The 15,764-nt window shown below is 35.2% G+C and carries 10 protein-coding genes; all 10 read right to left on the bottom strand.

Annotated elements, in window-relative coordinates:
• Positions 1 to 72: 72 nt before the first annotated feature.
• Positions 73 to 957, bottom strand: coding sequence for a carbohydrate ABC transporter permease (locus tag AB3U99_RS07615; protein ID WP_400246693.1), 885 nt, complete (start codon positions 955 to 957; stop codon positions 73 to 75).
• A 19-nt stretch (positions 958 to 976) separates the two neighbouring features.
• Complete coding sequence (locus tag AB3U99_RS07610; RefSeq protein ID WP_400246692.1) at positions 977 to 1,984, bottom strand: ABC transporter permease; 1,008 nt, start codon at positions 1,982 to 1,984, stop codon at positions 977 to 979.
• Between the two features lie 296 nt (positions 1,985 to 2,280).
• A complete protein-coding gene (locus AB3U99_RS07605; RefSeq protein WP_400246691.1) occupies positions 2,281 to 2,988 on the bottom strand; it encodes a GDSL-type esterase/lipase family protein in 708 nt (235 codons plus the stop codon).
• 15 nt (positions 2,989 to 3,003) lie between these two features.
• Positions 3,004 to 5,418 (bottom strand): glycosyl hydrolase family 95 catalytic domain-containing protein, encoded by a 2,415-nt coding sequence (locus AB3U99_RS07600; RefSeq protein WP_400246690.1) that lies wholly within the window; start codon positions 5,416 to 5,418, stop codon positions 3,004 to 3,006.
• A 23-nt stretch (positions 5,419 to 5,441) separates the two neighbouring features.
• Complete coding sequence (locus AB3U99_RS07595; protein ID WP_400246689.1) at positions 5,442 to 7,502, bottom strand: beta-galactosidase; 2,061 nt, start codon at positions 7,500 to 7,502, stop codon at positions 5,442 to 5,444.
• Positions 7,495 to 10,626 carry a glycoside hydrolase family 2 TIM barrel-domain containing protein gene (locus AB3U99_RS07590; protein ID WP_400246688.1) on the bottom strand — a complete coding sequence of 1,044 codons (3,132 nt, stop codon included), beginning with the start codon at positions 10,624 to 10,626 and terminating at the stop codon, positions 7,495 to 7,497. The genes AB3U99_RS07595 and AB3U99_RS07590 overlap by 8 nt, the downstream gene beginning before the upstream one ends.
• Positions 10,613 to 11,290 carry an aspartate/glutamate racemase family protein gene (locus tag AB3U99_RS07585; RefSeq protein ID WP_400246687.1) on the bottom strand — a complete coding sequence of 226 codons (678 nt, stop codon included), beginning with the start codon at positions 11,288 to 11,290 and terminating at the stop codon, positions 10,613 to 10,615. Before AB3U99_RS07585 ends, AB3U99_RS07590 begins: the two co-directional genes overlap by 14 nt.
• A 42-nt stretch (positions 11,291 to 11,332) precedes the next feature.
• The gene (locus tag AB3U99_RS07580) at positions 11,333 to 12,712 is read right to left on the bottom strand and encodes a four-carbon acid sugar kinase family protein (protein WP_400246686.1); all 1,380 of its coding nucleotides are present in this window, start codon (positions 12,710 to 12,712) and stop codon (positions 11,333 to 11,335) included.
• Between the two features lie 215 nt (positions 12,713 to 12,927).
• Complete coding sequence (locus AB3U99_RS07575; RefSeq protein WP_400246685.1) at positions 12,928 to 13,707, bottom strand: response regulator; 780 nt, start codon at positions 13,705 to 13,707, stop codon at positions 12,928 to 12,930.
• Complete coding sequence (locus AB3U99_RS07570) at positions 13,685 to 15,472, bottom strand: sensor histidine kinase (RefSeq protein WP_400246684.1); 1,788 nt, start codon at positions 15,470 to 15,472, stop codon at positions 13,685 to 13,687. Before AB3U99_RS07570 ends, AB3U99_RS07575 begins: the two co-directional genes overlap by 23 nt.
• Between the last annotated feature and the right edge of the window lie 292 nt (positions 15,473 to 15,764).

The following is a 15,764-nucleotide window of genomic DNA, read 5'->3' as shown; positions in this document are numbered from 1 at the left end:
TAGAATTTTTTATAGTAACACTTGACTTAATAAGCTAATCGTTTATTTAGCCCTGTGTAAATACCATAATGATCATCCTTTCACAGCACCAATTGTTGCACCCTTAACAAAATATTTTTGTAAGAAAGGATAAACACATAAAATCGGAACAATCGCTATAACCATTGCTGTGATTTCTAATGAAAATGGAGTTGCTTGTGCTGCTTGTGTTGCCAATTCTACTGCAGGACCCTGTAAGTCTGTCGGAACACTTGATGTATTGATTAGCTCAATCATTCTGTATGTTAACGTTCTCAAATTTTCGTTTTGTACATAGTAAGCAGAATCTAACCAAGAATTCCATTGACCAACACCGATAAATAAAGACATAGTTGCAAGAATCGGTTTAGAGATTGGTAGAATAATAGAATAGAATATTTTCAAGTCATTTGCACCATCAATTCGCGCTGATTCTTCCAATTCAGAAGGAATTTCCCGAAAAAAAGAAATGGCAATAAGTAATAGAAATAAATTAAGCATTGATGGTATGACATACACCCAAAATGTATTTAGTAGATGCAAATGTCTTAAAACTACATAGAATGGAATTAATCCACCCGATACATACATTCCAACAATAAAGATCGGATAATAGACTTTTTGAAACAGTAGATTCTTGTTTGCTAAGCCATAGGCTACCATACAAGTAAATAATACACCTAAAAGCGTTCCAACTAATGTTCTAGCGACACTGACAAAAAACGCCATTATCCATTTAGGATCACTTAGAATCGTTGTATAATTAACGAGTGAGAACTCTCTCGGCCAAAAATAAATTCCTCCTAGTGATGCATCTAATCCTTCATTAAACGAAATGATAATTAAGTAGTAAAAAGGATAAAATGTGATGACAAAGATGATTGCTAACAGTGTATAGTTAACGCCATCTACGATTTTATCTTCTAATGTTCTTCTCATCATAGTCCTCCTTTCTTAATCAAAATAATCCTGTTTTTGTTGTTTTCTTTGCTAGCCAGTTACTGCCAAAGATTAATATAACAGCAATTATTGACTGTAATAGGTCAATAGCTGTTGCATAAGAATAACGTCCTTGTGCCAAACCCATTTTAAACGCATAAGTTTGGAGGATTTCTGAACTTTCAGCATTAACAGGATTACCTAACAAAAATGCTTGCTCGAAGTTGGATCCTACTAAACCACCACCTAGTAAACTACCAATTGCTAAGATTAATACTACAATAATCGTACCTCTAATTGCAGGAAGGGTAATATGCCAAATTCTTCTTAAGCGACCTGCACCATCCATCTCTGCAGCCTCATATTGAGAGGGATCAATCCCACTGATTGCTGCCAAAAATATAATCGTCCACCACCCTGCTTCTTTCCACATAGCTGTTAGTACTGCTAAACTATAAAATTTATCTGGATCAGACATGAACGCAAGCGGTTCTTTTATTATTCCAAATTTTAATAATAAGTTATTTATTAGCCCACTATCAGTTGATAAAAAAACTGATACCAAACCAACAACCACTACCCAAGAGATAAAGTGGGGAAAATAACTTGTAGTTTGAACAATTCTTTTCACATATTTATTTCGAGCTTCATTTAGCATTAAAGCCAGTAAAATTGGTACCGGGAACGTAAAAATCAATTTTAAGAAACTAATAGAAAGGGTATTTTTTATAATTCTTTCAAATTGGTAATCATTAAAAAATTCTTTAAAATACTTAAGACCAACCCATTCACTTGTAAAAATCCCCTTAATTCCTTCATTAATAGAGTAATCTTTAAAAGCCATTAAAATTCCAAACATTGGTAGGTAGTGAAAAAGAAATAAAACAATAAGGCCCGACCAAACAAAAAGCTGTGGGAATTCCTGTGACTTTAAGCGCTTCCAAACCGGTCGTTTAGAGGTCTTAAGTACTGGTATATTTTCACTAGACTTCTTAATTTCACTCTTCAAATCCCTCTCTCCTTTCATATGTGTTATACCATTTTTCTAAATTCTATCACCATGCTGTCTAAATAAGATATTGACGAAATTTAAGATTAAGATACTTATTTATAAGATTTCTACTCCAAAGAATTAAAGCGTTTACATTTATTAACAACTTTATATATTAAGCTCTTTAATTAAATTTTATCGTTCCTTTAGATTGGTTAACAGTGCTTATTTTTAATTAAAAGTCTTAAAATTAAGTACCGTTACATCTAATTCTCTTTGCCAAAAAAAAGCTGACCCTTTACTTCATAGGATCAACTTTCTAATGGCTTTATTTATATGGTAATATTGTATTTCCTTAATTCTTTGCATAAAGCATCTGCCATTATATTATACCCTAGTACATGCGGATGAAGTCCATCCTCAGCTAAGCCAGGTTGTAACGTTTTACCGTCCTCAGCTACTAAATAAGAATGATAATTAACAAATGGAATAGAAAGATTTTCTGCTTCTTTTTTTAACTGTTGATTGATCGCAATAATTAAGTCATTTCTTTGTTCTGTTTGTTTATTTGTATCAATACATGTGGGAAGAATCGAACAAACTATTGGTATAATTCCATCATCCTTAGCTAGATTAACCATTTTCAAGATATCTGCCACAATCTCTTTTTGTAATTTCTCTGGCTTTGGAATATCACATGCTCTCCATGCATCTAATGCCCATGTATTGTTAACACCAATAAGAATAATGGCATATCTCGGTTTTAATTGGACACAATCGGCTGGAAATCGGCGTAACAAATAGGGAGTCATATCCCCACCAATTCCTCTGTTCACAATCCGGTTTCCTTTCCCTCCAAAATAAGTTTCAACGTCCCACATATCTGTAATAGAATCTCCAATAAATAGGAAATCTATTTTTGTCTGATGAGAAATTAACACTTCATTATGATAGTCAAAAACATTTCTTCGTGTATCTGCAGAGATTACCCCACCAAAAAGTCCTGGTCTAATCACATCTGGTCTTGACATTGTCACCATGCCATTTTCCCTCCTCTAATTTGTTCCATTTAGGGCTGTCTTTACGTGTACTGGGCTAAGTATGTAAACCTTATTTGCCTCTGTTTTAAATTCAATTATTCCTTTATTATTTGGAATATAGTCCGTACCATCTACTTGAATAGTAAGGGTACTCCTAATTTTACATAATCTTGAAAACGTTGATTTAATTACCGCTTCACTAAGTACTCCATTTTCCCAGTTGATATCGACTTCATAGCCTCCTCTTGCACGTACTCCTTTTATATATCCTTTTTTCCACATTTCAGGAAGTGCAGGAAGAAAGGATAATTCTCCGCCATGGCTTTGCATTAACATTTCTACTATACCTGCCGTGGCGCCAAAATTTGCTTCTATTGTCAACGGAAAATATTTTAGCTTCGGATGACGGTGGGCATTAAATAGATTTGGGAATGGATTTTTTAATAATTTCATTAAATATTCATATGCCATTTCAGGCTCTTCTAGCCTTGCGTACATGTTAACATTCCAGGCAAAACACCAGCCTATTGTATCCTTCCCCTCATACACACGGCGACGCTCTAAAGTTACTCGAACCGCTTTAGCCAGTTCGGGTGTTGACCTAGGGGTGATTTGATCTCCAGGATGCAGTGCATATAAATGGGCTGTATGACGGTGCCCAGGCTCGGCTTCTTCAAAGTCTTGAAACCACTCCTGTAACTGACCGTGCTTACCAATTTGTAAAGGTAATAACCGATCTCGTGCCTTTTCTATCACTCTTCTAAACTCATGATCTTCCCCTAGAATATAAGCACTTTCCATACAATTAGTAAATAGTCCCCACATTAAAGCAATGTCCATCGTAGAACTCATACTTACAGACGAAAGGGTTCCGTCTGGTGCAATAAATGTATTTTCCGGAGAAGTAGAAGGAACTGATACTAAATTATCGTTCTCATCTTCAACAAGGTAATCTAGACAAAATAGCGCCGCATCTTTCATAATTGGATATGCTGTAGTACGTAAAAACTCAATATCACCACTATATGCATAATGTTCCCATAAATGCTGACATAACCAAGGACCCGTCATTGGCCAATATGCCCAACTTGCAGGCCCCTTTGATGGTCCTCCTTGAGGAGTAACCGTTCTCCAAAGATCAATACCATGGTGCGCAGCCCAGCCTCGACAGTTATAATAAATTTTCGCCATTTTATTTCCAGCTATCCGTAAGTCTTCCATCATCTCAAATAATGGTGTATGAAACTCTGCTAAATTACATGGTTCTGCTAACCAATAATTCATTTCAGTATTGATATTCGTTGTATAATTTGAGGTCCATGGTGGACGTGTCATGTTATTCCATATTCCTTGTAAGTTAGCAGGTTGAGTTCCGGGTCGAGAACTGGCTATTAATAAATAGCGGCCGAAATGAAAGAATAGTATAGCTAATTGATCATCCTTTTCACCGTCTCTTACAGCCATAATACGTTCATCTGTTGGAAGATAAGGATGACCTGGTACCTCAAGTTCAAACTCTACTCTATTAAAATACTTTTGATGGTCTTTAATATGTCGCTCCTTCAATTCTTTATAAGAATACTTGGAAGCAGACTCAAGCCATTGCTCACACAAATATTGAGGATCCTTACCCTCTATAAATGGGTCTTTATTAAATCCATTAAAGCTTGTAGCGGCAGTAAGCAAAAGAGTAACAGCGTCAGCTTCTTTTACAATAAGTCGAGAACCATGTACTTCAACGCGACCTTCATCCGCAATAGCTCTTAGATGTATTTGAAATGTCATTCCTTTTCCATCATCATACTTAACAGGATCATCTGTTTGATCATGCATTGGATCTACAATACTCGGAGCTTGACCTTTTAGAACAATATAATCTTTCTCTACTTTATAAGAGCTATAATTCAATGGACTAGTTAAACTAGCATCAAAATCAAGTTCTCCTTGCTTGTTGCTTTCTAAACGAATCGCCATTACTTGATCAACCGCAGACACAAATGTCTCTCGTGTAAAGTGGACTCCCTGATTAGTAAATTCTGTTTGAAATATAGCTGTACTTAGATCCAGTTGCCTCTCATAGCCATTCGCTTGAGAACTATGCTTGAACTCTAAATGTAAATCGCCCATTGCCTGATAGGAATGAGACCAAGGTCCAAGCATATGATTTTCAATGATAGTCTGAGCTTCTTGGTATTTTCCTTCAAAAATTAATTTTCGCGTTTCATCGAGGTATTGAAATGCTTTAATATTATCTGCTTCTCTCGGAGTGCCTGCCCACAGTGTATCTTCATTTACGCTAATTCGTTCCTGCTTAATCCCACCATAAATCATTCCGCCAAGCCTACCATTTCCAATTGGGAGTGATTCCACCCATTCCTCAGCAGGTTTCTTGTACCAAAGCTTTTTATTTCTATTACTCAAATGTTTCACCCCTTTACACTGTCTATTCTTATTTACTCGTTGTTTTTTTCCAATTGATATTCAAGAACTTTAACATCTTTAGAAGCAATTTCTATTTCTCCACTTATAGCCTGATTATTAAGTAAATCTCGATAAAGCTCTTTCCCTAAATTTACAATTGTGGGCACTTCATTGTGATTCATGATAAAGAAGAACTGTTTCCCGTCTTTGTTCCGACAGCTAACCTCTACCTGTTCGTGAGTCTTTAATAAAGGTTTAATCCCTTTTTGTGCGCTTATATGGGAAAGTAACTCCTTTAAAAAATCATGTTCAGGACTCGATGCTATATACCAAGCCTCTCCATTTCCAAACCTATTTTTCGTAATGACGGGCATCCCTTTGTAAAATTCACTTCCATATTCAGCAATAACATCAGCTCCCTCTGCATGTAACAAGTCACATAAAATTCCACATTCAAATGTTCCTGATAATTCTCCGACATTCTCTTTCATCACAATACTATTTTTTTGTTCAGGGAATAGCGCATCCATTTCCTCTACCCAAATTCCAAGAAGCTCTCGTAGCTCGCCTGGATAACCGCCTAATGTAACTAAGTCACTTTCATTAACAATGCCGCTAAAGAAAGTGGTGACAAATGTACCACCTTTTTTTACAAACTCAGTTAGTTTTTCTGAATAGCCTTCCTTTACCATATATAAAACTGGGGCAACAACTACATCATACTTACTTAAATCAGTATCAACTCCAATCATATCTACTTGGATATTCTGTTGATAAAAAGCATCATAATATTTTTGAACTTCATTTAAATATTTTAATTCCACCGTAGGACCACTAGAGTATTCAATTGCCCACCAATTCTCCCAATCAAAAAGGATAGCAACTTTTGATTCAACACGAGCTCCCAAGAAGCTATCTCCGAGTACTTTTAATTCTTCTCCAAGCTCAGCACACTCACGAAACACTCTTGTATTCTCATGACCCACATGATCAATTAGGGCACCATGAAACTTTTCAAAAGCTCCTACAGATCTTCTAAGCTGGAAGTACATAACACTATCTGCACCACGCGAAATTACCTGATAGCTCCAAAGCTTATTTATCCCAGGGCGCTTTAATGCATTTTGTGGTTTCCAATTTAGCTGGGTTGGACATGACTCCATGAGAAGGTAAGGATCTCCATCCTTCAAGCCTCGCATTAAATCGTATCTCATCGCTGTATGACTCATCGGCATATCATTTGTAGGATAACTATCAAGGGCAATAACATCTAGTTCTTTTGCCCATTTAAAATAATCAAGAGGTTTATACGTTCCATTGCTTTGAAAATTTGTTGTTACTACGGCATCGGGAATGATTTTTTTTATGGCATCTCGCTCTAGTTTATAGCAATCTAAAATACTATCTGACATAAATCTAGCATAATCCAGTGATATCCCTTGAAAGGAAGTCACATCCTGATTATTTAAGTCCAAATGCTCACTTAACACATTGGGAAGAACCACTTCTTCCCATGAGTAAAAAGTGTGACCCCAAAATCGGGTGTACCATGCACGGTTTAACTCCTCTAATGTTCCATAACGTTCCTTTAGCCATACACGAAAACTTTTTTCGCAATTTTCACAATAGCAATGCACTCCATACTCATTGTTAACATGCCATAATAACAATGCTGGGTTGTCCTTATATCTTTCTGCTAATTTTTGAGCCATAGCTTGAGAGTATTTTCTAAAAGTAGGACTGTTCGGACATGAATTATGTCTGCGTCCAAACTTTCTTTTTCGTCCTTCAAAATCTACTATAAGAACATCTGGATATTTTGTTGCCATCCAGGCAGGGTGAGCTGCTGTACTTGTTCCTAAACAAACATGAATACCATTTTTATGCAGTAAATCCATTGCCTTATCCAGCCATTCAAAGTTATATGTATTTTCATCAGGCTGATTTAATGCCCAAGAAAAAACATTAAGTGTTGCAATATCAATGCCAGCAAGATCAAATAGTCGCATGTCTTCATCCCAAATTTCCCTTGGCCATTGCTCCGGATTATAATCTCCTCCGTAAAGGAGTTTAGAAACCTTTTTATTAAACATTTATGGTCACTTCCTTCTCACTTTTCACCATATTTCTCCTTAGGTTCATTGGAGATTCCATCGTTAAAGATATTGGTCTCATTTTAAAGTTAAATATCCTTTCTTTTGCGTCAAGTAAATATTGAGAAAGAGTAGGAGCATATCCACAGCTATGATTTCCAATTCCACTTTGCTCGTCATCTATGTTTACAATTGTTTCCTTTCTTTTAATTAGATCAGCCACATTTTTAGCTGCCGCTAAATCTTCTGCTGTATAATGATGAACACTTGTATTGATAAGTGGCACTCCACTAAACATTAATCCGATTCCCATTTTATTAGTTAAAGTTGCCCATCGAACCTCTGCCTTATTGCCATTTTCTTGTGGCTTTATATATGGAACAAATTGTTCTTCTACTGTTCCTTTATAAATACCTAATTTCCCACTTTCTTTACGATCGGAATAGCACTCATGAGGTCCTAGACCAAACCATGCAAACTGATTATATTCATCTGTCAACTTCAAATAAACACCTAATCGAGGTAATGGTGGAAGCGCTCTATTTTCTACTGGTTTTAAAGAAGTTATCACATCTATTTCTCCATCCCCATAAATCGTGTAATGATTGGATAGATAGAAACAAATACCTTCTCCATTGGCACCTAACGTATAAAATGAATCGATTCGAATGGTGCCATCATTTACGTAATTTGATGAAAATGATAGTTGATTAGATTCCAACCGATTGTATCCAGCCTCTACCCAATCTTTCTTTAAGTTCACATCATTATCAAGTGGCGCTCTCCATAAACTAATTTTGGGACCCTCTTTTAGGATCGATACTCCCAAATATTCCATCGCCCTCATTATTCCATCTCTCTTTGAAAAATCTATTTTAAAATTTGTTCCAAGGATAGAAAGTGTCTCAGCATCTTCCTTCCTTCTTAGAGAAGGTAGACTTCCCTTTCCTAAATCCACTGATTTTTCTTCTAGTAATAAAGAGACATCTTCCCAAGCTACTTCATGCCCTTGCTCTGCCCATAAATTGTCTTCACGAAGACTAAAATTTATATGTAGCCAATACTCTGAATCAGGCTTAACAAGATTGGAATCAAATGGTATCTGTATATTCATTTTACTTCCAGGCGATACATTTAACCTGGACAATTCTCCCTGCTGGATTACCATACCATCTTGGTACAATCTCCAAGTTCCTCTTAAATGCTCTAACGTTAAATGATGGTAATAATTCGATACGCAAACTACTCCTTTTATAGAATCTATCACTTCTATTTTTACTGGTTGAATAACCTTCTTATATTCAAGAATAGACGCCTTTAGTTTTCTATCAGGAAACAATAAACCATCAATACAAAAATGCCCACTATTTGGATAATCATCAAAGTTCCCACCATAGGCATACCATTTTTCTCCTGAATCTTTTTGTTGGAGGATCCCCTGATCAGTCCACTCCCAAATAAACCCACCCAAAAGTCTTGGATATTTATAAATTGCCTCCCAATACTCCTTTAAATTACCGACAGAGTTTCCCATTGCGTGTCCAAATTCACACATAAGAAACGGTCTATCTTCATTCATTTTTTCTCCTTCTTCGATAAGAGTTTCAAGAGAAGGATACATAACACTAACGATATCGACAACTTCTGCCTCTCTTGCACGCTCATAATGGATCAGTCTTGTTGGATCATGGGTACGAACCCATTTTGCCATTGCATCATGATTACAGCCATAACCTGATTCATTCCCAAGAGACCAGATAATAATAGAAGGATGGTTTTTATCTCTTTCCACCATTCTGACAACTCGATCAAGGTAAGCGTGTTCCCATTCACGATTCTGAGATAGATGACCTTCATTACCTATAAAATGACAGCCATGTGTTTCAAGATCTGCTTCATCTATTACATATAAACCATACTGGTCGCATAAATCTAACCACCTTGTATCATTTGGATAATGAGAGCATCTGACAGCATTAATATTATGTTGTTTCATTAATTTAATATCCTTAATCATCGATTCCATTGTTACAACATATCCAAGTTCAGGGTCAAACTCGTTTCGGTTTACTCCCTTTAGAATGACGACCTTGCCATTTACGAAAAGTTGCCCCTTTTTGATATGAACACTCCGAAATCCAACATTAAACTTTACTACTTCTTCTATATTTCCAACTTCATCAACTATTGTTAATAAAAGCTTATATAAATATGGATCCTCAGCAGTCCACTTACGAGGATTTTCAACATAGAGATTCAATTTTTCCTTCCGATGTTCTCCTGGATTTAAAATGACTTCTTTTTCTGTTTGATTAAGAATAATTCTATCCTTATGATCTAAAAGGGAAATCCTTATACTCCTGGATGTACTTATATTGTGAGTATTATTATTCCATTCAAAATTTAGTTTCAATTCAGCATGCTGATATTGGCTATCTAATTCAGTCGTAATATAAGAATCTCGAATTTGAACTTGTGGAGCTCCACTCAAGTACACATCTCGAAATATTCCACTTAATCGCCACTTATCCTGATCTTCAAGATAACTTCCGTCTGAAAACTGGTAAACTTGAACAGCGACAACATTCTCCCCTGTTCTTAGTGCTTCTGTAATATTAAACTCAGAATGCAAGTGACTGCCTTGACTATATCCAATAAACTTGCCATTTACCCACAAGTGAAAAGCAGAATCAACTCCCTCAAAGACCAAATGAGTGCGATTATTACTCCAGCCTTCTGGAAGATAGAATCTTTTAAGATAGCAACCAACTGGATTTTGTTTTGGTACGAATGGTGGATCGATTGGATATGGATATTTGCTACTACTATAAAGAGGACGTCCATAACCCTGCATTTGCCAATTCCCAGGTACTTTAATTGTATCCCAATGATCACAATTAAAATTTTCCTCATAACACCCTTTTGGTATTTCGTTAGGTGAGTTTGCATATTGAAAATGCCATTGTCCACTTAACAGCATGTAAAAAGGCGATAGCACCTTATCCTCAAGAAGGGCAGATTCCCAATTATGATAAGGGGTAAAGTGTGCATGAGGATGCTCAACATTTCTGCCAAGAACACTAAGGTTTTCCCAGTCCTGTATATCCCGATTATAATTCTGCATGTAAAGATTCTCCTAATAAACGTTTAATTTCACTTACCCCTCTAGTCGGACTGGATAATACAGGAGTACCAGTGTGTTCATACAATGCATTTTCCATTCTCGCCATTGATCCTTGAGCAAGGACAATTGCATCTACTTGTTTGGCTAAAGAAACTGCTGTTTCTAATATGATTTGATCATGAAGATCTGGTCTGCCATTAATTAGAGCATCATAGGCACCTTTTGCAAGACCATTGATTATTTTTATTTTTTTACCACCTGTTTCAGCATGCTTGTGAATCAATCTAATTGTTGGCTCTAATGTTGATGGCAATGTAGCGATAACTCCAATTGTTCCATAATGCTCAATTGCTTCCTTTGCCATTGCTTCATCCATTTTAACAATTGGGATATCAATAAATGGACGAGCTATGTCAGCTACTTCCCCGACCGATGAACAAGTATTCAAAATCATGTCTGCTCCCATATCTACTGCATTCTGATAATATTGAAACAATCGCTTCTTAACTGCTGTTGTGATTTTCCCTTCACTAACAACTTCTGTAATAATGCTGTCGTCGATAATATTAATCAATTTTGCATGCGGTAATTGTTTATCAAATACTTTCTTTAAAGGATCTGATAAGCCTTGACCTGTATAAACTGCAACAACTTTTACCATCATAAACCCTCCTAAATTATGAATAGATAACTTCATGAAACAGTATTAGGTTATATTCTTCACCTTTACGAAAAAATCAACACTGCCCATTTGACCACCTTTTAAAGTAATTTCAAGATCATCATAAATTGGATTATTAGAATAGGTTAAACATAAAGGTGCCCCCGGTGTAATTGGTTTAATCATTTCCATTGCCACAATTTCCAGATTTTTTGTTATATATCCAGATGTATCTCCACCAGCAACAGCTATTCTTTTTATCTTCGTATTCTTAATTACTTCTTTGCTTATTTCCCCTAATTGTTCACCTAGAATTTTACTAGTGTCCGTCTGTTTTCCCCCTGCCTCTACTAGCTGTCCCTTCGTCATTTCAATACTTGAATCCTCAGGACCAAGTGCAGTATAAATAACGACATCAATTCCTTTTTCCAGTTTTTCTGAAGCTTCATGTATAATATGAAGACAAGCTTCTGCTCTCTTTTCAAGATTAATAATGCTACTACTTTCCACCTTAATCCCGTAAAAATCATGCTCTAATGCATAACCTATCTGCTTTTCAGTTACGGATGAGCAGCTACCAGAAACAACTAAAAGAGGGTCAGCAGGCATTAAACTAGACCACTTCTGCTCCTTTAAGTCATATTGGCTATTCTCCTTCCAAACGGCAGTCAAAGCATATTCCACACCTGATGACCCCACCGTAAAAATCGTATTCTTTTGTGTTTCATTTACTAACACAATACCGATTTTAGTTAGCATTTCTTTCGTTAGAACATCAAACAGAATAACTGGTGCTTCATTGTTTTTCTTTATCTTCGATTCAAGTATTCTGTCAATCTCATAATTGGAACCATTTAGTTCTAACAAATTCATTGATTCTATTTCCGCTGATGTCTGCCTACTAAGATGAATACTTAAATCGGCTTCGTCCATTGGTGTTATTGGATGCTTTGACATGATAGGATGACGATCTAAACGGTAAGTACCATCCTCCATTGTCGCAAAATGATTGCCAAAAACGGTATACCTCTTGAGGGCTGGCACCCCAACAATCAAAGGGCAAAACCTTTGATTCTGAAAAACCTGTAAACCAAGCTCAATCGCTTTTCCTATACTTCCTATATCAGGAGAAGAATCGAAAGTTGAGCAAGTTTTGTAATGACATATCTCCACATTCGCATTCTTTAAACTCTCAAAAACAGGCAAAAGCTCGTTTTCCATCTCTCTAGGCGAAAGTGCCCTACTTATTCCAGCAATTCCAATTGCTTTAAAGTCTATAAACCGCTGATTTTGTAGCAGCGTTTCATTAGGGGGTTCAAGAAATAGAATCGATTTCACCCCATTCATAGTAAGGGCTTCCAAAGCATCAGTGGAACCTGTAAAATCATCGCCGTAGAAGCCAATCCACTTCCTTCTGCTATCCACCTTACTCCCTCCCATTTGTTTTTTTCTAAAAGAAAACGAACTCGGACATAACATGATTCATTTTCGTCATGATGTTATCTAATAAACAGGTTTACAATATTTATCTGGAGTAGCCTATAATCTAAGAGGTGTTACTTTTATTTTTACATGTGATGATTTCCAAAAAAATAGAACATATCTAAGATTCATATGTTCATTTTAAAGGTAAATTTAATTTAGTGTATTTTATAGAGTTCACGGAACTTCCCAGGGGTTTCCCCACTATATTTTTTAAAAACATTAAAGAAATGGCGAACGTTTTCATATCCTACCATTTCCGAGATTTGTTGAAAGGATAGTTCTTTATCCTTGATCATTAATTCCTTCGCTTTCTTAATTCGATATAAATGAAGATAGTGGATAAAAGTTAATCCGGTATCTTTTTTAAACAGAGAACTAATATAATTGGGATGTAAAAACACATGATCTGCTAATTGGTCTAAAGAAATATCCTGATTATAATGCTCTTCTATATACTTAATAATCACCCTTACGTTTTTTGACATATTGCTATATTCTAAGTTTGGCATAGAAGAATCAGCAATTGAAACAGTTACAGATTCTTTTTCCCTATTTTCTTCATGCAATAATTCAACAGATAAGTTATTTAGAACATCGTACAATTCTGTTTTATTTATCGGTTTTAATAAATAGTCAATCACTTTTGAACGTATCGCTTGACGCAAATAGGAAGTATCATCATAACCCGTTAAGATGACAAATCGATCACAAAATCCTTTTGCCTGTACATTTTTAATAAGCTCAAGTCCTGTCATTTCAGGCATTTCAATATCCGTAATGATTAAATTTGGTCTAAATTTTTCTAGCTTCTTTAGCGCGTCAAACCCATTACAAGCGCTTACAATTTTTGAACAGGGAGTACTGCCCTTTTCGATAATATTCATTAGCCCCCTCTGTATTAATGGTTCATCATCAACAATCATCAACTTTAACATCAATATTTCCCCCTCTTATTTTTAGTTTAAGCTTATATATTGTTCCTTCACCAAGAATACTATCAATTTCTAGACATGATTCTCCACCAAAAAACGCCTTAATTCTTTCACTTACATTATAGACCCCCAGACCTGAATCCTTGGTTTGGAGCAAAGCTCTATCAAGCTGATTACTTAATACTCCTTTTATAATTCCAAGTCTCTCAACAGGTATACCAGCACCATTATCTGAAATAGTAATATGTAAATAAGGATCTTCTTGGTATATATGAACCTTGATAGAACCTTGATCTCGCTTTTTTGCAAGACCATGTCCAATACTATTTTCAACAAGTGGCTGTAGGATGAAGCGTGGACAACGAATTTCTTCAATGTTGCAATCTACTTGAATATCATATTGCAATCGATCCATCATTCGGATTTTATGTATTTTCAAGAAATATAGAATATTTTCAACTTCTTCACTTAACCATGTTTCATTTCCACCTGGTGATAAGCTATATCTGAGCAATTTCCCAAAAGTATACGTTGCCTCTACTACTTCTTGGTCATCATTAATTTCAGCCATCATCCGGATAGATTCTAAAGTATTGTATAAAAAATGTGGTTTTATTTGCGCTTGCATGACTAAATAATCCGCTTCTTTCTTCATTAATTCCACTAGATTAATTTTGTTAATTAGGTCATGAATCCGCTGTATCATTGAATTATATGAAGTAGTTAAATAACCTATTTCGTCTTCATAACCACCCACATCCATTGGGGTTAAGTTGTTTTGATCAACTTTTCTCATATGCGACGCTAATTTTAGAACCCTACTCGTTAGCATCGAAGCGGTAACATAGTAAATAACAGAAAGAACAAACAATAATATGAGCAGGAAAATACTCGATAGCAAGGATTTGTTAAGCATATCTGGAATTACTTCATTTCTTGGGCTAAGAAAATAAAAATCCAAGCCTAATTTCGGTAAATTTACAGTATTAACTAAAATCTTCTCGTCTTTCCAATAGAGATAACTTCTATTATTTTTTTTTATTACTTTAGATATCTCCAATACTTTATCACTATCTAATGTATCTCCTTTACTCTGATAGAAAATATTGTTTTCTTTTACAATAATGACCTCTGCTTTATTTTCACTATCCATTGTTTTAATAAAATTCTCTAATATCTGATCACTAACAATTACTTCCAATACAGCTAATTGTTGTGAATATTTCTCATTGTAGATTTTTGTATAATAAGATATATAAGGAATATTGGAAATTTCCTGTTTTAATGGAATCCAACTCCCCTTGTTCATCGGCATATTATCAATGACTTTATATATCTGTTTAGAAGGAAAAATATCTATATTTTCGATTTCACCAGATACCGGCATAATATTTTTGTCTTTTGCATATAATCGAACGGTTTTTACAGATTCATTTGCAGAATACGCAAATGAAAATACAGGACGGATATCTTTCAAAAAATGATAAACTTGATCACCCTCCGATTGATATAGCCCAGTTAAATAATCGATAACTAGTGGATTGTTTTGAAATAGAGGATAGGTAGATTCTACCTGTGTTAAACTGACCGTTAAACTATTAGCAGCTTGGTTAAGAAGACTTTGTTGCCCCGCTAAAATGTTAGCGATTACATTTTTGTGTGACATATAGAGAAACGTTGAACCAAAAAGTACCACTGGAAGGAAAACAAGCAAGATATATCCTAAAAACATTTTTTTTACAATGGTCATTTTTTTATGGATAGTCATTGTTTTTACTATCCAATTAATGAAGTTTTTCATCATTATCACTGCTTTTCATCTAAAATTTTAAATTCACAAGCTTATTATTATGTCTTGAAAAGTGTCAGATTTTTTTCTAACTCATCTCTGTTGATTGTTTTATAGGTAGATACTATTATCATATCGTATTTATTATTTATTTTTCTACCTATAATTACATAAAGTGTCAAAATCGCTTATTTTCTTTAAAATCAGAGATAAAACGCTTTCTATTCCTTTTTCATTATTTTATCTTATCATTCCTTCTATTGTTATTGTT

This window comes from Niallia tiangongensis (assembly GCF_044704065.1).
Taxonomy (GTDB): domain Bacteria; phylum Bacillota; class Bacilli; order Bacillales; family Cytobacillaceae; genus Niallia; species Niallia tiangongensis.
The sequence above is the reverse complement of the archived record's forward strand: the minus strand, read 5'-3'. Positions and strand labels throughout refer to the sequence as shown.

Excerpts from the sequence above, each read along its gene's own strand:
- AB3U99_RS07610 (WP_400246692.1), bottom strand. The coding sequence starts at position 1,984 with ATGAAAGGAGAGAGGGATTTGAAGAGTGAAATTAAGAAGTCTAGTGAA.
- AB3U99_RS07615 (WP_400246693.1), bottom strand. The coding sequence starts at position 957 with ATGAGAAGAACATTAGAAGATAAAATCGTAGATGGCGTTAACTATACA.
- AB3U99_RS07575 (WP_400246685.1), bottom strand. The coding sequence starts at position 13,707 with ATGTTAAAGTTGATGATTGTTGATGATGAACCATTAATACAGAGGGGG.
- AB3U99_RS07570 (WP_400246684.1), bottom strand. The coding sequence starts at position 15,472 with ATGACTATCCATAAAAAAATGACCATTGTAAAAAAAATGTTTTTAGGA.
- AB3U99_RS07585 (WP_400246687.1), bottom strand. The coding sequence starts at position 11,290 with ATGATGGTAAAAGTTGTTGCAGTTTATACAGGTCAAGGCTTATCAGAT.
- AB3U99_RS07595 (WP_400246689.1), bottom strand. The coding sequence starts at position 7,502 with ATGTTTAATAAAAAGGTTTCTAAACTCCTTTACGGAGGAGATTATAAT.
- AB3U99_RS07605 (WP_400246691.1), bottom strand. The coding sequence starts at position 2,988 with ATGGTGACAATGTCAAGACCAGATGTGATTAGACCAGGACTTTTTGGT.
- AB3U99_RS07590 (WP_400246688.1), bottom strand. The coding sequence starts at position 10,626 with ATGCAGAATTATAATCGGGATATACAGGACTGGGAAAACCTTAGTGTT.